This is a genomic window from Protofrankia sp. Cas4, assembly GCF_963555915.1.
Lineage (GTDB): Bacteria > Actinomycetota > Actinomycetes > Frankiales > Frankiaceae > Protofrankia.
The window spans coordinates 15404-34306 of record NZ_CAUVXL010000260.1 but is presented as its reverse complement, the minus strand read 5'-3'; the positions used below and the strand labels follow the sequence as shown (position 1 = coordinate 34306).

Here is an 18903-nt window from a genome sequence, read left to right as displayed (position 1 = left end):
TGGGGTTGTCCGCCACCGCCGCCATCAGCATCTTCGCGCTGCGTACCTATCTTTTCCAGCAGACGGACGACCAGCTGCGCGGCGCCCAGAATCTCGTGACAGCACGTAGTGGATTGCTGGCCCGGATGACACCGGTGATCGGCGCCGAAAGCCTGCAACGGGTGATCGCCCCGACCGACTACGTGGTGGAACTCCGCCTGCGCGACGGTTCGGTCCGGGTCGTCACCGGAAGCGGTAGTGGTCCCACGCCATCACGTCCACTCCTCGACGCCGTCACGGACATCGACGCCCGGATCGCCTCCGGAGCGCCGTTCAACATCGTCGACGGCGGCAGACGCTTCCGCGCCGTCGTCGGGGTGCTACCCGCCGATGGCGGGACCGACCTGGTCGCCGTCCCACTGCGCCCGGTAACCACGACCGTCGCCCGGCTGGCGGGGATAGAGCTCATTGCCAGCCTCGCTGTCCTTGTCGGCGCGGGTATCTCGGCGTGGCTGCTTCTCGGCCGTGGCCTGCGGCCGTTGCGGGACGTCGCGGAGACCGCCGCGGCAATCGCCGGCGGGGACCTGTCTCGGCGCGTGCCCGACTCGCCGGTGCGCAGCGAGGTCGGCCGGCTCGCCGCCGCGCTCAACATCATGCTCGGTCAGATCCAGGCTGCGTTCGAGGAACGGGTCCGCTCACAGGAACGGCTGCAGCGGTTCGTCGCCGATGCCTCCCACGAGCTGCGGACTCCGCTGACCTCCATTCGCGGTTATGTCGACCTGATGCGCCAGGGTGTCGTCCCACCGACGGGTGTGGACGATGCGCTGCGGCGCGTCCAGGAGGAGAGCGCCCGGATGAGCGCGCTGGTCGACGACATGCTCTATCTGGCCCACCTCGACGAGCACCGGCCGCTGGACCGCTCGAACGTGGACCTGTCCGCCGTGCTGCGGGATGCGGTCGCCGATGCAACCGCGGTGGAGCCGGACCGTCCCATCGCATTGACCTGTCCGGACCGGTGCATGGTGGTCGGGGACGCGGACGCCCTGCGCCAGGTGGTCGGGAACCTCCTGTCGAACGTGCGGGTCCATACGCCGGTGACAGCCCGGGTCGAGGCGAGGCTTGGCCGTGACAGCACCCGCGTCCACCTCGAGATCCGTGACTTCGGACCGGGTATGCCCCAGGAATCGGCTGAACGGATATTCGACCGCTTCTGGCGGGCATCGGGGAGTCGCGATCGGATCCATGGTGGCAGCGGTCTGGGCATGTCCATCGTCGCGGCCGTCGCGGCGGCGCACGGTGGCACCGCTGACGTACATTCCGCTCCCGGCATCGGGACCACCGTCCGGCTCTTCCTCCCGGTGGGTGAACCGGAATCGCCCGGTCCACCCACGGGAGAACTCGGCAGTGTCAATCACGAAAGGCAGGCCGCCGGACCGCCGGCCTGAAGAGTCGACAGCGGGCAGACCGCGGCCTGTGGGTAGTAGCTCCCCATGACCGCCGCGGCCGATGCCGGGTTGTTGTCAGGCGGAACATTCTGGACGGCATACGGAAAATTACCGAGAAGGTTGCGCAGCAGCAGCACGTGCGGCGTCGTCGGATTGTCCGTGGAAAAGGGTATGAACGTCGCTCCGGGAATGCCGTCGACTGCGGCCCGCTGCGCCTCGGTGCCCACGACGAACGTGTAGTAGCCGGTCGAGTCGAGCGCCGTGGCCTCGTCCGCCCGGCAACCGTAGTCAACGGTGCCGTCGGGCAGCGTGTTCACAACCACGGGCAGCGGCGGTGTCGGGAGGTCCGCGCACAAGGACCAGTAGCGCAGGTTCGCCGCCGACGGCCATGGCGCCGGATGCTCGCCACCAGGCGTGGTAGGTGCCTTGGCCCGGACAACGACCACGTTGTCGCCGCCGGGCGGCGTCACCGAGGCTTCCAGATAGGCATTGTCAGGGTTGGGGAACAAGGAGCCGTTGCTCGACGTCCCGCGGGCGAACTGCAGATCTCCGCTCGTCGTGGCAGCCGCCGACATGCCGGCCACCATGTCGGGCGTGGCACCGACTTGCGAGCCGGGCGCGCACAGCGGGACGTTCACCGTGGTGCCGTCCTGCTCGAAGGCCACACCGGGAAGCGACACCGCCTGGTCGCCACCCGTGGGCAGGTAGACCCGGTAGATGAGATACCCGGCCCGGCCCGCCGGGGTGCCCTCAGGGGCAAGAGGGAGGACGTTGGTCTGCCCCGGGGCCGCGTCGGGACGGAGAGTAACAGTAAAGTGACCGCCCGGGGATGCCGGTACCTGCCACGGGTTGAGACTGCCCGCGTCCGGCGCGATGTGGTAGTCAGTCAGTTCCGAACTGACACCATTGGACGTGGTGAAGGGCGCGAAGCTGCTGTCGTACACCGTCAGGGATGTGTAACGCGCATCCGCGTACGTACCCGACAACACGATGTTGAGATCCTTCTGGACGGCGAACGGCATGACCCAGTACACGGCGTCGCTGTCCAGCAGACCCGCGTTGACCGTCTGCGGCGAGGCTTCCACCCGCCAGGCGCAGTCAGGCGTCCTGGGCGGTCCGGACGGTGCCGCACGTGCGGGAAGCGCGAGTGCGGCACCCGCAAGCGGCACAAGTACGGACAGTGCCGCCAACGACAGCGCCCGAAATCTCCTCGGTCCTGCCATCAAGCGATCGTCCACCGAGCGATCTGTCACTCTCGGTCTACGCATGTGACGTACCCCCAACCGGGCGAGCGGATCCATCCCTTGGACCGCGTCTGACGTCAAGGAGAGCCGGCCGACGTGTGAACCGGGTCAAAGCCTGATATGAGCGAGATTCGGAGGATCTTTCCATCCTGTGACGGCTCCGGCCCCGGTCCGCTGACGGGTCCGATGACCGGTCCGCTCGCCGTCCGTCGGCTGTCGGCGCCAGCCCCGGAGCAGGCAGAACCCGGACGTGGCGATCCGGGCAGAAGATCCAAAACAGGCTCTGAATCATGCCGAACATGCACGGCGGTGCGGGTGGACGGAGAACCGGGAAACCCGTAGGTTCCCTTCGAACATCGATTCTGTCGTAGATTTCTTACATGATCGATCTGTCGGGTTTTTGACACACGATCAGGGGTGCAATATTCCGGGCAGCCATTGTAGGTTCATGTTGATTTCATTCATCCGCCTATATGGGGGTAGTAATGATCCAGGACATCCTTGACGCAGTGGCCACGCCCGAAGAGGTCGTCCCGAATGCGATACACGAAGAACTTTTCGCACGCCTGGACACCTCGATCAGCGACCTGTGGGCACAGGCCCGAAACAGTGCGTTCTGGCAGCACGTCACGGCGCACGGATTCGACCGTGAGCTGTACCGAATCATAATGATCCAGATCTACCACTACACCCGACATAATTCGATCAACCAGGCGGTCGCGGCCCTTCGCGCCGAGCCGGAACAGATCGGTCTGCTGCGCTTCGTCTACAGCCATGCCAGGGAGGAACTCGGCCACGAGAAGCTGATCCTGCACGATCTGCGCGCGGTCGGCCTGATCGGCCTGGACGAACCCGTCGACGAAGCGCCGCTGCCGGCGACCGACGCACTCATCCAGTATCTCTACGGTGTCGTTCTGCGCGAAAGCCCGGTTTCCCGCCTGGGCTACTCCTACTGGGCCGAAACGGTGTACGACCACATCAGCCCGGTGCTGGTGAAGGCCCGGGAATCGCTCGGCCTGAGCGACCGCGACATGGCCTTCTTCGTGGCGCACTCGGAGATCGACTCCAAGCATGCGGCCGAGGTACAGCACGCGATCCGCCATGCGGTGACCTCCCGCGAGCAGGCTGATGCAGTACATCGCGTCGCGGTCACCACACTCTGGCTGACCACGTCCCTGATGGAGCAGTCCTACGCGGAATGGACACGCCGTCGCAGCAACGCATCGCCGCGGGAGTCCAGCCGTGCTCACTGATTCATCCAGATCACAGACATCACAGACATCACAGACATCACAGACATCACAGACGGATGGTGTTCTGCTGATCCGCGCCAGCTCCGACAGCGAGCTGCAACTCGCTCGCAATTTTCGGAACGAGGTCTTCCGCGATCGACGCAGCGTCATGTTCAGCGATGGTCTGGAACACCACCGCGACGCGAACAGCTATGTCATGCTCCTGCTGCGCGACGGCGCCCCCGTTGCCACCGCACGTTCACAACCGTATCCGTCCGACAGTTCGGACATACTCGGGGTCTCGCCGAACCTGCCCGACTGGGGTTCGGACTCCGAGGTCGGCCGGATGGCCGCGGCACGCTCGCCCCAGTCCGTGCGCTATTCGCTCATGGTGCTTGCCTTAGGCTCGATGTGGCTGCTGGAGTACACCCACCACCGGCGTTACATCGCCTACTGCCTCCCGAAGATGCTGAAGATATTCCGTCTGATCGGTGCGGAGGATACCGGCGAAACCTGCGCCGTTCCGGGGCGCCCGGGCCGGCACAGTATTATTCTCGGCCGCTACGACGACTGCGCTCGCATCGGTATGAACCAGTTGGGGATGAGCCACGGTGAGGCCCGGGCGGCAATCCGTCCAGGCCTCACCGGGCCGAACGACTGAAGCCGGCCAAATGGATCTTCGATCGCATCGACCAATATCCACCGGACAGGGCCTGAGGGAGCGAGTGGGTGTCAGCGACAGGAATCCCGGGTGGCGTACGTGCCGGTCGTATTTACGACACGTTGGCGCGGCGGCGCCCGCTCGTTCTGGTCTGCCTCGTCCTCGGCGTCCTCGCCGGCGCAGTCGGCACACTCAACATGCGGATGGACATGTCGTTCCGTCCGGTATTCACCGGCAATCAGCAGCAGTTGGCACAGACAGCGGCGTTTGAGAAGGATTTCGGCGACCTGGGATTCAACGACCTTGTCGCGATCGCGGACGTCGGTGATACCGGGGACCCGGGCACGCTGGCCCGGACCCACGAACTTGCGGACCGATTGCGCAACCTGCCGCACTTCGTCACGGTGCGGGAGCCGTTGACGTTCCCGTTCTTCGACGCCTCGGGCCGACTGCATCCGGCCGGCGTCGCCGCCGACCTGAGCAATGCGCACACACCTGCTGAGCAGCGAGCGGTCATCGAACCGGTGCTGCATTCACCGTCAGCCCGGCGAATCATCTTCGGCGACGACAACCGGCAGGTCGCGGTCACCGTCGCGCTCGACATCGCCAACAGCGACTTCTCCCACTGGCGTGCCGCGGTGAAACAGTTCCGCGCCACGGTGCACGACTGGTCGCGGCAGACCGGTATCACGACCCGCATCACCGGCTATCCCGAGGTCGAACAGGTCTACGCCCACGAAGTGCTGTTCAGCGTGCTGCGCAGCATCGCGGTTCTGCTCGCGGTGATGCTGGTGATCCTGTTCGTCTATTTCCGCCGGCTCCGAGACGTCGTGACGTGCCTTGCCGGCGTCACCCTGTCGGTACCGCTGGTCCTCGGTGTCATGACGCTGCTCGGGCAACCCTTCTCCATCGTCAACAGCCAGGTCCTGACCCTGGTCCTGATCGTCGGCATCGCGGAGGCCCTGCACCACCAGCAGGAGTACCGCCGGCGGCGCGAGGCGGGACGGGATCACACCACGGCGAACCGCGAAGCATTCACGATCCTGGCCTGGCCTGCATTCATGACCGGCCTGGCGACCATGGTGGGATTCGGCGCGCTTCTCACGGCGGACATGAAGGCGATCTCGTCGTTCGGGCTGTCCACGGCACTTGGCGTAATGATCGTCTACGTCGCCAACTGGCTGACCGTGCCGTCGCTTATTCACGTATTCTACCGCAACACTCCGCCGCAGGAGTTCCGCCAACACACCACCTCCTGGACGGTCGCAATGCTGCGCCGCGCCGACGGATTGCTGCAACGCCGCCCCGGCACAGTCGTCCTCGGCTTCGTGCTGGGCACCACAGCCCTGGGAATTGTCGGCGCATCCGGGCTGTCGATCGACCAGAAGGTCAATGAAGAGCTACCTGACAGTCATCCCGCGGTAGTCGCCCAATCCACCTACGAGCATCAGTTCGCGGGATTCCTCGGCCCGGTCCTGTGGGTCAGGCCACGGTCCGGCACGGTGCTCGGCACCGAGCGGCAGCTTGCCTCGCTGGTGAACCGGGTCTGCGCGATGCCCGAGGTGCGCTATGTGGCATCTCCGCTCGACCTGACGCCACAGCCGCCGGTCGCCGCTGGGCAAACCGACTCCGGCTGCGTCCGCCGGCCGGCCGATCTGTCCGGCGCGGTCGCGGCCCGCCAGGGCCAGGCAGGACCAGTCGTGCAGCGGCTCGCGGACACGCTGCTCACCTCGGCCGGCGACCAGGCCGCGATCATCGTGCGGGTGCCGGACATCGGCACAGCGAGGTCCCTGCCGTTCGCCGAACGGATTCGCGCCGCGGCACGGGAAACCATGCCGGACGCCGACGTGGCGACAGTCGGCGAGTGGTGGCTGGCACAGCAGGGCATGCACAGCCTCTCGTTCGAGATGATGCTCTCGGCCATCACCGCGCTCGCGTTGATCCTGCCCATCATGTGGTTCGCCATCCGGGACGCAAAGCTGTTCCTCGCCGGCATCGTGCCGACCATCCTGCCGCTCTTCGCGACCCTGGGTTTCATGGGTCTGGCCCACATCACTGTGCGCATCGGCACCGCCATGATCCTGGCCATCGCGCTCGGCCTCGCGGCCGACGACACCATTCATCTGTCCGTGCGCATCCGGGACCGGGTCCGAACCGGGTCAGCCCCGACGAGCGCCGTGACCGCAACCATGCTGCGCACCGGCCGACCGGCGAGCTTCTCGTCCTACGTGCTCATCGGCGGTTTCGTCTCCATGATGGCCAGTTCGCTGATCGCCTTACAGGAGATGGGCCTCGTCGCCGCCTTCACCATGTCGTTCGCACTCGCAACGGACCTGGTACTGGGCCCGGCGCTCTACCTGCTGCTCGTCCGCGGCCGGCCGCGCCGCCACGCCAGCGCGCCCGCCGCCGTCCCGGAACTCGTGAAGGTGGGAGCATGACAACGACGTCAGCCGTGACCGAGGCGGAGCAGGGCGGGATCACACTTCGCTCCGTGCTGATGGACACCGTCGGTGCGCACCCGGAGCGACCGGCAATTACCTACCGTTGCCCATCGGATGCGACGAAGCCGGGTCGCTGGCAGCGACGTGCCGACTGGCACACACTCACCTGGCACGAGTTCACGCACGTGGTTCTCGGCGTTGTCGACGGCATCGGCCAGGTCGTCGGACCGGCGGCTACGGTGGCGGTCCTCGCCGAAACCGACGCCCGCTATCCGGTGCTGGAGCTGGCGCTGGGGCTGTCCGGCCGCGCTGTGCAGCCGCTCTACGTGACCGCCACGGATGACGAGCTGCGCCGCGCCGTGCGGATGACCGGTGCCGATGCCGTGGTGGTCGGTCGTTCCCAACGGGCGCGGGCATCCACCGCCGGGTTGGCGCTGCCCATCGTCGAGATGGACAGGATCGTTGCCCTGCCCGGTGTCGAGGGGACACCGCTTACCACCCTCGCAGCCGATGTCGAACCGTTCGACACTGCGTCGGTGCGTGGCCGGCTGGCGGCGCTACCGACCCGTCCGTCCGGGGAGACGCTGCTGTACCTGCAGAGCACCGGTACCACCGGTCCGGCCCGTGTCATCGACGTATCCGAACAGGCGATGATGTCCGCGGTGTCCGCGGTGCGCGACGAGACCACGCACCCGTTTCCCCGGTTCCTGTCGTTCCTGCCGACCGCGCACATCTCCGAACGGTTACTCACCCTGTATGTCTCGCTCATGCTGGCCGGCCACACCTGGTATGGCGACGGGCTGGTCACCCTCGGACCCGATCTCCTGGCCGCCCGTCCGAGCGTGCTGCTCGCACCACCACTTGTGTACGAGGCGATCCGGGGTGAGGCGTTGCGTTCCGCGTCGTCCAGTGCGCTCGGACGGCGGCTGGCCGCGTCGGTACGACACACTGCTGACCAGGCGCTGGCTGCTGGCCGTACCGGTGTGACCAGACGCCGTCCCGGCGCGTGGGTCTTCGGCCGCCGGATGCGCAGCCAGGCCGGCCTCGCGCAGGTCCGGGACGCATTTGCCGGCACCGCACCCATCCCCGCCGAGCTGCGTGCATGGTGGGAGGCGGTCGGCATCCCCGTGCGCAATGTCTACGGGCAGACTGAGGTGGCCGGAGCGACGTCGATCACCGCCCGATCCGGCGCGGCGTTCGACGTCGTCGGTGTCCCGGTCCATGGCGTTGAGGTCGCGATCGGCGACGGCGACGAGCTGCTCGTACGCAGCCCCTCGACGTTCACCCGGTACGTCGGCGAGGATGCGGTCACCGCCCGCACAGTCCAGGACGGCTGGCTACACACCGGCGACCGTGCCCTCATCCGGGACAACGGCGAGATCGTCCTACTGGGGCGGGTGCAGTCCCTGGTGAAGGCCCCGAATGGCACCGTCATGGACACGAGCGCCCTCATCGCGCGGATCGCCGCCGCGCTGGGCCCCGCTGACATCGTGTTGTTCCCCGCCGCACCCGAAGCCGGAGTGTTTCTGTATGTGGCCGTGCACCCGGCAGGCACGCCGGAGCACATGCTGCGCGAGGCCGGACGGCTGGAACCGGTCGGCAGGGACGACCCACGGTGGGCGCATCTTGCCGCACTCGTGGTAAGCGGGGACCCGCATGGCGTGGTCCGCCGCTACGGACTGTTCGACGGAGCGTTCACCCTGGCCACCGGCGAGGTAGGACCCACCGGCAAGCCACGTGGCTGGCGCGTTCACGAGCTGCGCTCCAGCCACCTGCGCGAGCGATACTCGCCGCTGGGGTCCGACGTTTCGCCACTACCCGTTCCGGCCACCTCCACCGACGACGCCACCGCCGCCGCCGGCTCCACCGAAACCACCACCACCGAAACCACCACCACCGAAACCACCGCCCCCGATGCCGCGCAAGGTAGTGTTACTCGTGGGTAGCGGGGCATTGAGATCTGCCAGAACGACCTGGTCCCCCTCGGACAGGCCGGATGTCACCTGGGTGAAGGTCATACCCACCGCGCCCACCTCAACCGCCAGACTGGTCAGCTTGGTGTCTCGCAGCACGGACACGACATGACGGTTACCGAGGGTACGAACGGCTGACGTGGGCACGGCCAGCGCGTGCGCGGCACTGGAGACGACGATGGACACAGCCGCCCCGGAGCCGGCAAACAGCGCTCCACCGCCGCCGTTGAGGCCGATGGTCACCGGATAGGCCACCCCGCTCGACGATCCGGACGATGCCGTGCCGGTGGATGTCGTGGACGCTGCCGGAAGCAGGCCGATTGCCACGACGGTGCCCGCCGTCGGCGAGTCGGTACCGTTCGGGGTCACGGTGACCTTCGCACCAACCTTCACCGCGGCGACGTTGCTGTCACTGACCGTCGTCATGACCTCCATGGAACCTGGATTCACCACGACAATCGCTGCTGTGCTCGACCCTGCGGTCACGGACTGACCGGACGTGACATTGACGGCGGCCACGAGACCGCTGATCGGGCTGATGAGCCGCGCCTGGTCCAGGCTCTGCTGGGCCACTGGAACCATGGCGTTGGCAGCGTCGACCGAAGCCTGGTCGGCAGCGATCTGGGCCGCCGAAGCAGGTGCCCGGGAGGTACCTGACGCCGTCGTGGAGCCACCCGCAGCCCTACCTCCCGCTGCCGTACCACCCGCTGACGTACGACCCGCTGCGGTACCACCCGCTGACGTGCCGCCGTGGGTGGTCCCGCCGCCGGAATTACCGGAATTACCGGTGCTACTGCCGGCGTGCTGCTCGGCCCCGGCCCCGGTTCCGGCCCCGGTTCCCGTTCCCGTTCCGGTACCGGACGGGCTTGGCGATGGTTGGCCCGGGCCCGTGCCCGCTTGCTGCCCCGGAGACTGGGCCAGTAGCTGCGCGACCGCGGCATCGAGGGCCGCCTCATCCGCGGCTACGGCGCGTAGATCATTGTTAAGGGTCTCCTGCTCGGCGAGGACATTCTTGAGCAACGCCGAGCAGTCCGTACCGTCGGGCGCCGTTCCGCCGGTCGAGGCCGGGTCCTGCGCCTGTGTCTGCGTCGTCTGCGTCGTCTGCGTCGTCTGCGTCTGGGTGGCGCTCGGAGCCCGAGCGAGGCTGTTCAGAAACGCCCGACAGACCACCTGCTCATGCGCCAGATCGGCCTGGGTCTGGTACAGGACCGTGTCGGCGGCATGCTGGTCAGCCAGCAGCTGCTGCTGACGTTGCTTGACAACGTCCGCCGCCGCGACACCCTGCCCAGCAGGTCCGCCACCGGACGCACCGACCCGCGGTTCGCCGGACACGATCAGCTCCACCGCGACATGACTCGGGCTCGGCGTGCCCGCCTGGCGCGACATGACAAATGCCGCGCCGCCCACCACGCCGGAACCACTGCCGGTTGACAGAGACGTCGAGGTCGATGCCGAGGCCGTACCGCCGGTCTGGCTGGCCTGGTCCGCCGCGAGTTTCGCCTGCGCCGACGTGAGCGTCGCACGGGCATTGTCCAGGGACGAGGCAAGAGATGACGTGTCGAGCTCGGCCAGGACGTCACCGGTCGTCACATGCTGGCCGACAGCCACGGGAACCTGCGCCACCCGCCCGGAAACGGGAAAGCTCACCGACGCCTGGCTCACAGGCGTCACACTGCCGATGGAATTCAACGTCGCCTCGACGGTGCGGCGGCTGACCACGGTGGTCCGGTAGGACGGCCCGCCGGCGGCTGTGGCGACAAGGACACCCCCGCCGGCCCCTCCCAGGACAGCGATGGTGACGGCCACCGTCACCCAGCGGCGGACCCGGTGTCGCCGGGCCCGAGACGTCCGGTCAGCCATTGGCGGACCCCTCGGCGTTGGTCGACCGGCGGAAACCGCTGGTACATCCGTCGGGCCCCGCCTGCCGGATGCTGATCGACGTCGCTGTCACCGCCCCGGTGCTGTCGGCCGGACCCACCGCGGTGACGCACTCGCCGACCTTCAATGCCGCGGACGACGCCGGGACGGTCTGGTCGTAGCCGGTCGAGGCGCTCGTCGTGACCGTTCTCGTCGTGGCCGGGCTGTTCCCGCGGGCGATCGTCGCCACCACGAAGGTCGTGTCGGACTTCGAGGTGACCGTGCCAATGACGGCGCCGAAGCGACCCTGTCCACCGGCGCCCGGTGTGCGCTGCGGCCGGGGGCTGCCCGAGGGATTCGGGACGCCCGAGGGGCGTGCACCGCCGCCGAAACCACCGCGGAACGCGCCGTTGGCGGTGCACCCACCCGCATCCGGCTTACTGATCATAATGTTCTGCGCGGCGATCGGGCCGTCGGTGGCAGCTGGTTGCGACGCTCCTGTTCCCGCACCCGTGGTCACCACGACGCAGTCGCCGACCACCAGGCTGGCGGCGGTCGTCTGTTCGGTCTGGGTGAAAGCGGTGGAACTGTTGAAGTTGACGGTGACCTGGCCTACCGACGGATTCTGGACCTGGATCGCCGTGTCGGTCACCGCCGCGGCCGTCCCTGTGACGTCCGGCGGGCCGGACGGCGTGGAACTCGTCCCCGGGTCCTGCGTCGGCCCGCCCGCAGTGGTGGTGGCGCCCGAGCCCCCACCGCACGCAGCCAGGGCGACTGCGGCCACGGCGACGACAGCCGCCAGCGACAGCAGGCTCAGCTGCCGTCCCCCGACAGCTAAGGGTCGAGCTGCGGACCGGACCGGACGGGCTGCGACGCCCGCTCGCATGGGCATGTCCTGCGCAGGCATGGAGCTCTCGGACACGGTGCTGTCGGACACATACGGCTCGGACACATACGGCTCGGACACGGTGGGCTCGTTTTCCTGATCGTGGCCCTGGATGCAGGGCTGGGCCGGAGACCGAAGGATCATCATTCGCTGCGCAGCGCGTCGATGGGGGCCAGCCGGGCGGCTCGGCTGGCGGGGTAGACACCGAACCCGACTCCGATCCCCACCGCGACGATGATCGCGCCAAAGATTGCCGGAAGTGATATGTCGATGCGTTGGGAGATCACGTGTGGGAGCACCGCGGCCCCCACCAACCCGAGCGCGGCACCGGCCAGGCCGCCGGTCAGACCGAGGACAGACGCCTCCACCAGGAACTGACGTCTGATCACCCGAGGTGGCGCCCCGAGCGCCTTGCGCAGGCCGATCTCCCGAATGCGTTCCGTGACGGAAACGAGCATGATGTTCATGACGCCGATGCCGCCGACGAGCAGCGAGATCGCGGCGATACCGCCTAGCAGCACGGTGAGGGTGCGGTCCACCGAGGTGGCGGCGGACAGGATGGACTGCTGGCTGGCTATGGTGAAGTCGGCGCCGGTGGGCGTGGCGATGTGGTGCAGGGCGAGCAGTTCGCTACTTGCTTCCTGGTAGGCGGCGGACAGCGTCTTCGACGACGACGCCTCCAGATAGATGCTCTGCACGGAGGTACGCGTCGTACCCCCGAACAGACGGTTGGCCGCAGTGCTGATCGGGAGCACGGCCTGATCGTCCTCGTTGGCCGTGGCGGAGGACCCAACGGCGGTGAGAGTACCCACCACCTGCATTGGAACCGTGGACACCGTTACGGTCGCGCCGATCGGGCTGCGGCCACCGAACAGCTGCTCGGCCGTGGTGGCCGCGAGCACGACGACCGCGGCGTGGCTGGTCACGTCCTGGCTGGTGATGAACCGACCGGCGTCGATCTTGCGCGCCCGGACCGACAACCAGTCAGGTGTCGTTCCGACGACAGTGGTGGTCCAGTTCGACGTCCCGGCCGTCAGCGACAGACTGCGCTGGCTGGCCGGCGCGACCGCGGCGATGTCCGGGGCGACGTCCTTGGATGCGAGGGCCTCGGCGTCCTGCACGGTCAGCGTCGAGGCCGAACCGAAGCCGCCGCGGACGCCGGTACTGCTGGTGGTGCTACCCGGCGAGACGACGAGCAGGTTGCTGCCCAAAGAGTTGATCTGGTCACGGACCTGACCCTGGGCACCCTCACCGAGTCCGACGGTGAGGATGACGGCGGCAATGCCGATGAGGATGCCGAGCACGGTCAGGGCCGAACGCGAACGGTGCGTACGCACCGCATCCAGGCCGATTCGCAGTGTCTCCGCCCAGCTCACCTGCGCACCTCCCAGGCGAGCGGGGTCGAACCGGCGCTGTCCCCGCTCCCGAACCCGGTGTCCGCTCGGGGTCCGGTCGTCGCTCGGGGTCCCGGCCCCGTGTCATCCTGGATGTCACCGTCGCGGATCCGTACCACCCGGCCGGCGGTAGCGGCGACGTCGGGTTCGTGGGTGATGAGCACGATCGTGCGACCGGCGGCGTGCAGGTCGCTCAGCAGACTGAGCACATCCCCCGTGGACACACTGTCGAGGTTGCCGGTCGGTTCGTCGGCAAGGATCAGCGCCGGGTCGGTGACCAGCGCACGGGCGATGGCGACCCGTTGCTGCTGCCCGCCGGACAGCTCGTTGGGACGGTGGGTCGTCCTGTCCACCAGACCGACCTTCGCCAACGCGTCGATCGCCCGGTCGCGGCGCTCCGCCCGACCCGTCCCGGCATAGCACAACGGCAGTTCCACGTTGCGCCATGCCGACAGCGACGGAAGCAGGTTGAACTGCTGAAAGACGAAGCCGATCCGCCGGTTACGGATCTCGGCAAGATCATCCTCGGACATCCGACTGACGTCCTCGCCGGCAAGGTGGTAGCTGCCGGCGGTGGGCACGTCGAGGCACCCGAGGATGTGCATCAAGGTCGACTTTCCCGACCCCGACGGACCCATGATTGCAATGAATTCACCTTCGGAGATGCGCAGGTTCACACCCCGTAACGCCTCAACATCGAGAGCGCCGGTGCGGTAGGTCTTGCGAACACCATCCAGTTGGATGACAGGCTGGCGTCCGGCGGGCTGCTGGCTCACAGGCGACTCGGTCCGGGCCATGGCTCAGCCCACCCCGCCACCGCGTGCGCCGCCGCCGCCGAAGCCGCCACCGCCAAAGCCACCACCGGTGCCGCCGGTCGGAGTCCCCGTCCCGCCGCGCACCCGTCCCGTCGGAGCCGAGTCCGGTAGCACCACCATGTCCCCGGCGCCCAGCCCGTCGGTGATCTGTGTGACTCCGCCTGAGCTCACGCCCACGGTGACCGCCCGGGGCGTCTGCTTGCTCCCGGTCAGCTCGTACACCTGTGCCTGGGATCCGGTGTAGTGCAGCGCCGCGGTCGGTACGGTCAGGACGTCGGTCAGCTGCCGGACGATGATCTGCACCTGGGCGCTCGCTCCGAGGTGCAACCCGGCCGGGGTCCCGGTGACGTCAATGATGACCGGGTAGGTCGCCACCCCCGAGCTCTGGGTCGGTAGCAGTCCGACCGTGGCCACCGTCCCGAATACCGTGGTGGTGGCGCCGTTCGGCGTGATGACCGACTGGTTACCGCTCTTGATCTGGCCGATCTGAGTGTCGTCGACAGTTGTGGTGATCTTGTAACCATCGGAACCGACCACCACTACCTGAGCGGACGACGCCGACGTCGATGTGGTCGAGGCCGAGCCCGACGTCGACCCGCCGCCCCCGCCGCTTCCGCCGCCGGACGCGGTAGTGCCACCACCGGAGACCTGTTGGCCGACCGTCAGGTTGACGGCCGCGACAGTACCGGCGATCGGCGATGTCAGGATCGCCTGTGCCAGCGACCGTTGCGCCGCGCCCAGCCCGTCCTGTGCGGCCGTGATGGTCTGGTTGTCCGCGTTCAGCTGGGCGTCCGACGCCCCGGCGGCCTGGTCCGCGGACAGGCGGGACTGACTGGTGGCCACACTGGCCTGGGCCTGCGCGACCGATGCCGCCAGGGCGGCCGAGTCGACGGTGGCTAGCGCCTGCCCCGCCGTAACCTGCTGACCGACCGTGACCGAAACTGCGGTGACCTTACCTGATACGCCAAAGGTCAGGTCCGCCTCGTGGGCGGCCTGGATGACACCGGTAGCCGAAACCGCCTGTCGGATCGTCCCGAGGCTAGCCGCCACCTGACGTGGACTACTAGCGGTGGCCGACGGCCAGACAGCCACACCGACCGCAATCGAACCTGCGACGATGACGACGGCAACCACCGCCCCCAAGGCAAGCGTTTTGCGTCCGATCTGCGGGCGCGCGCGCCGTACGTGCATCCACTCCTCCGAAAGCCCCGGCGGGTGAGGCGACCCGCCTACGCGTGTCGGGATGGGCACGACTTGGCGCCGATCTCGATCACTGTCCCTCAGCTTCGCGGAGGAGTCTTGGTATTTGCTGAGAAAATCCGGTGGAACTCCTGACCAACGGCTTTCCGCTGTCCATCGTGGGCGGATCCGCACACGCCATTGGGAGTCAGTTTGGTATGCGTTTCGCTTGGTAGCGCTTTCGGCACGGATGTCGCGCGCCCGGCAGCCCTATCGGGGGACCACCCCGCAGGCACCCGAACCCCGCCGGCTTCGCGTCACCGCGCTCACGCGTCGTGCGGCGCCACGACCGCACGGTCCACCGTCACGATCGGCGGGTGCGAGCTGTTCGGCCGCTATGAGCCGTTCGCGAAGCCGTCGGGCGCTTCCCCGGGCCCTTTCCCACTACACGCGAATGCGGAGCCGCGTCCACAGAAGTCGTGAGCACGGGCGGCGCCTGGCTGTGGGGTGCGTCAACGTACGGTGCGTCAACGTACGGTGCGTCAACGTATGGTGTGTCACCGTCCGATGCATTGCCATGCGGTTCATGGCCGTCCGGTCCGCCGCCGGGCCCGAACGTCCCCGGCGGGTACACCGGCTCCTGAAACAGCGGCAGACCAGCTCCCGCTGGACGCTGCCACGTCCTGGACTCGATAGCGGGCTGTGGTGACGAAAAAAGCGACCGTGATGCCATAGGCGTACTCCATCTCATCCGAATCTCATGCCGGTCAAAAGTGGAACGGCTTTAAGAGCGCCCGGCGTACAGGCACCACTCGCGCAGCCATCTCCGCAGCGAGAACGCCAAGAACAACCTGCCAGCAGGACAGAGACTTCTAGTTTTCTATCCGTAACCGCCCGGCACGGGCCTGCGCCCGTCACCTTCGACGACGACTCTGCACTCGCGCAGCTCTGCGCTAGCGTGACTCCCAGCCTAGCCCAACTTCGACCCAATGTAAGCTTCTACGGGTAAGCTCGTACGGGCGCAACCCTGCGTCACCGCCGAGTACTCTACGAACCCTACCAGACCCGGCGCGGAGAGGCACCTTTGTCCGAAGGTGATCGGGTGCGACGCCCACACCGATCGGGCCCGCAACCGGATCCGACATCGGGCGGATGTGACGATAAATGTGCTACACGGGGACGTACTTGACATACGAGGCGATCAAGGCGTACTTTTCGGGCACGGAGAGGATACCGATCAACATCATCACGACGGCTCCGGGACGTCGGCTGCTGCCCGATGGAGCCAGCTGCCGCCCAGCGCACTAGCGTTTCCCGCCGGACAGTTCCTTCGCTGACAAAGGATCATCCCTGGCCGTGGCTGTACGTGTGTGTAGCTTGTGTGGCCACCAGAAGTGCCATCCTCGCAGTGCTGCCAGAGTGGGCACGATTCTGGTGGCTAGGACGTTTGCGGCCAACAGCACGCCCAGGGCGACGGCCAAACCGATTTCCTCCAGCAGCTGAATCCCGGTCAGGAGCAACGAGGCGAATGTGCCGGCCAGGACGAGAGCGGCGGCCGACACGGCGGGTGCCCCGTGCTCGATGGCGAGGCGGGCTGCGCTCCTGGGTTCTTCACCTGCATTGAATTCTTCCCGCAGGCGCGATGCAATCAATATATTGTAATCAGTTCCGATCGCCATCACAAACAGGTAGACGATGATCGGTATCGTGAAGTCGAGCCCAGTGAAACCGAACCCGTCCAGGAAGACGAGCACAATGGTCCCGAGCGTCGCCGCATAGGTGATGATGACGCCGGCAAGGAGATAGATCGGGGCCACGATCGTCCGGAGCAGAAGAGCGAGAATGATCGCTACCGCTACCAGCGCCAGTGGAAAGACATGCTTCATGTCGTTACGCAGCGCGGCACGGACATCGACCAGCTGTGACGTCGTCCCGCCCACCAGCACCGTCGCGCCGGGGATCGACCCGTTCGCCGTGGTCCGGACCGGACCCGCCACGTTGTCGATGGCGGAGATCGAGTACGGATCGTCCGTCAGGAGCACCTGAATCATCGCAGCCCCGCCGTTCGGGGTGTACTGGGGCGGCACGACGGTCGCGACGCCGGTGGTCCTTGCCAGCGCTGCTGAAAGGGCGTTCACCTCGGTATGGGCCGGCGGCGCCGGCGAGGTCACAAAGACCTGGGTTGGTCCAAGATACCCAGCTGGAAATGCCGCCGCCATGGTGTCGTACGCCTGCTGGGAGGGCGTGTCGGACGGCAGCTCAGCCAGCTGGTTGTAGGTGGTTTTGTAGCCGAGCGTCCCGAACGCCAGCGCAATGAGCGCCCCACCACTGACTCCGAGGACCACAGCCGGATGCCTGGCCACCCGCCCGCCGATCCGCTCTGAACGGGTGCGGTGTCCCTCATCCGCCGGCTTCGGATACGCGGGCCAGAACAGGTGAAGCCCGAGGATGCTCATGATGGCCGGCACCAGGGTCAGTGCTGCCAACAGCATCAGCGCGACCCCCACGATGAGGCCGGGTGCCAGCGTTCGGAGCGACTCCAGACTGGCGACCAGTAGTGCGGCGAACGCGGCCATCACGGTGGCCGCCGCCGATGTGATGACCTCACCGACCCGGACCACCGAATAGCGGAGGCTGGCGAGCGCGCCGTCACCCCTGGAAACACGCTCCCGATGACGGAACAGGAGGAAAACGATGTAGTCCGTACCGACTCCGAACATCACCACCAACAACAACGGTGCGAGCTCGGGCCCTACCACGAAGCCGAGCCAATCCGCCAGGTCCGCGGTGACGGCCTCCGCCATCTGATGGACGATACCGATGATCGCTATCGGTAGAACCGCGATAATCGGGCTGCGGAACACGAATCCGAGCAGTAGGAGAATCAGAACCACGGTTGCGACGGTGATGATTTTCTCGGCATTCTGAAAAGCATTCGTACTGTCGACACTGATCGCTGCATTGCCGGTGAGGCCACCCTGTAGCCCCGATCCGGCGAGGAAGTCCGTTGTACGATCCCGCACGTCGGGGACGGCCGCGTTCGGGCCCTGGTCGCCGGGCTGGCCGGCGAAGACGACCTGGACGAGTTGGACCTTCCCGTCCCCGGAAAGGTGGGACGCCGAGGTCGTGACCGAGGTCACCGCAGGGATATGAGCCCCGCTGAGGGACGCGGCAAGTGCCGAGATCTTCTGCTGGTCGGACGTGGTGAGCACGCCGCTGTCGGTGCGATTCACCACGATGAGCCCGCTTGCGCCGGCCACCGCAGGAAAGTTCTCCTGAGCCACGTTCTCCGCCTGGACGGACTGGTAGGAGCCGGGCAGAAACGACGAGTTGTTGTTGGATGTGAACCTGGTCAGACTCGGCGACGGAATTATGATGAAGGCGGCAACCGCGACCCACGCCACTATGATACGCCACGGATGGGCGACGACGGCCCCGCCGAGTCTGTCGAACACCATTCCTCCAGGCGTTGGGCGCGACGACAGGCCGTCCGAATTGTTGATATCCGCCTCTGGCGCTGGAAAAACAGCACCGCGGCCCCGCAGTGCTGATCGAATACATCATGTTCGCACCGCACGAGCGGCTTTTCCACATCACCCGACAGCGCTCTGCCGCGTCACCCTCACCCTGACACAACGCCGACCTCGCCGCCATCGAGGAAAATGGATCAAGCCCGCTGGATGGTCGCAGCGGCGGCCCAGGCCGAGGGTGCGCCAACGGATCTCGCCCCGGTCACCCCCGGCCCCCACGCGTGACGACAGCGGGCGGAGCGAGGTGCGCTGGGCCCCTGACACACC

At 67.1% G+C, this 18903-nt stretch carries 11 protein-coding genes and 1 pseudogene; 5 read left to right on the top strand and 7 right to left on the bottom strand.

All coding sequences use genetic code 11. The features are described from left to right. On the top strand, nt 1–1424 hold a 1424-nt coding region (locus U9979_RS23510), incomplete at its 5' end, for a HAMP domain-containing sensor histidine kinase (protein WP_322781001.1). Here the strand turns inward: U9979_RS23510 and U9979_RS23505 are convergent. Beyond that, entirely contained in the window at nt 1391–2647 is a 1257-nt protein-coding gene (locus U9979_RS23505) for a hypothetical protein (protein WP_322781000.1), read from the bottom strand. The two genes, U9979_RS23510 and U9979_RS23505, sit on opposite strands and share 34 nt — an antisense overlap. Before the next feature lie 506 nt (nt 2648–3153). On the opposite strand from U9979_RS23505, the gene U9979_RS23500 reads away from it, so the two are divergent. The 4 genes and pseudogenes from U9979_RS23500 to U9979_RS23485 all read left to right on the top strand — a co-directional run. After that, a complete protein-coding gene (locus U9979_RS23500; protein ID WP_322780999.1) occupies nt 3154–3921 on the top strand; it encodes an iron-containing redox enzyme family protein in 768 nt (255 codons plus the stop codon). A 148-nt stretch (nt 3922–4069) separates the two neighbouring features. Continuing rightward, nucleotides 4070–4561 carry a hypothetical protein gene (locus U9979_RS23495; protein WP_322780998.1) on the top strand — a complete coding sequence of 164 codons (492 nt, stop codon included), beginning with the start codon at nt 4070–4072 and terminating at the stop codon, nt 4559–4561. Between the two features lie 68 nt (nt 4562–4629). After that, nucleotides 4630–6999 (top strand): efflux RND transporter permease subunit, encoded by a 2370-nt coding sequence (locus U9979_RS23490; protein ID WP_322780997.1) that lies wholly within the window; start codon nt 4630–4632, stop codon nt 6997–6999. Further along, nucleotides 6996–8282, top strand: a pseudogene (locus U9979_RS23485) (AMP-binding protein); the annotation flags it as partial. The gene U9979_RS23490 and the pseudogene U9979_RS23485, both read left to right, overlap by 4 nt. Nucleotides 8283–8816: 534 nt before the next feature. Here U9979_RS23485 and U9979_RS23480 read toward each other — a convergent pair. The 6 genes from U9979_RS23480 to U9979_RS23455 all read right to left on the bottom strand — a co-directional run bounded on the left by U9979_RS23480 (nt 8817) and on the right by U9979_RS23455 (nt 18564). Then, a complete protein-coding gene (locus U9979_RS23480; RefSeq protein ID WP_322780996.1) occupies nt 8817–10835 on the bottom strand; it encodes a biotin/lipoyl-binding protein in 2019 nt (672 codons plus the stop codon). Next, nucleotides 10828–11799, bottom strand: coding sequence for a DUF5666 domain-containing protein (locus U9979_RS23475; RefSeq protein ID WP_322780995.1), 972 nt, complete (start codon nt 11797–11799; stop codon nt 10828–10830). The genes U9979_RS23480 and U9979_RS23475 overlap by 8 nt, the downstream gene beginning before the upstream one ends. Before the next feature lie 62 nt (nt 11800–11861). Continuing rightward, nucleotides 11862–13094, bottom strand: coding sequence for an ABC transporter permease (locus U9979_RS23470; protein WP_322780994.1), 1233 nt, complete (start codon nt 13092–13094; stop codon nt 11862–11864). After that, nucleotides 13091–13909, bottom strand: a complete 819-nt coding sequence (locus U9979_RS23465; RefSeq protein WP_322752977.1) for an ABC transporter ATP-binding protein — start codon at nt 13907–13909, stop codon at nt 13091–13093. The genes U9979_RS23470 and U9979_RS23465 overlap by 4 nt, the downstream gene beginning before the upstream one ends. Before the next feature lie 3 nt (nt 13910–13912). Next, the gene (locus U9979_RS23460; RefSeq protein WP_322780993.1) at nt 13913–15118 is read right to left on the bottom strand and encodes an efflux RND transporter periplasmic adaptor subunit; all 1206 of its coding nucleotides are present in this window, start codon (nt 15116–15118) and stop codon (nt 13913–13915) included. A 1292-nt stretch (nt 15119–16410) separates the two neighbouring features. Continuing rightward, a complete protein-coding gene (locus U9979_RS23455; protein WP_416220290.1) occupies nt 16411–18564 on the bottom strand; it encodes an MMPL family transporter in 2154 nt (717 codons plus the stop codon). Nucleotides 18565–18903 lie beyond the last annotated feature (339 nt).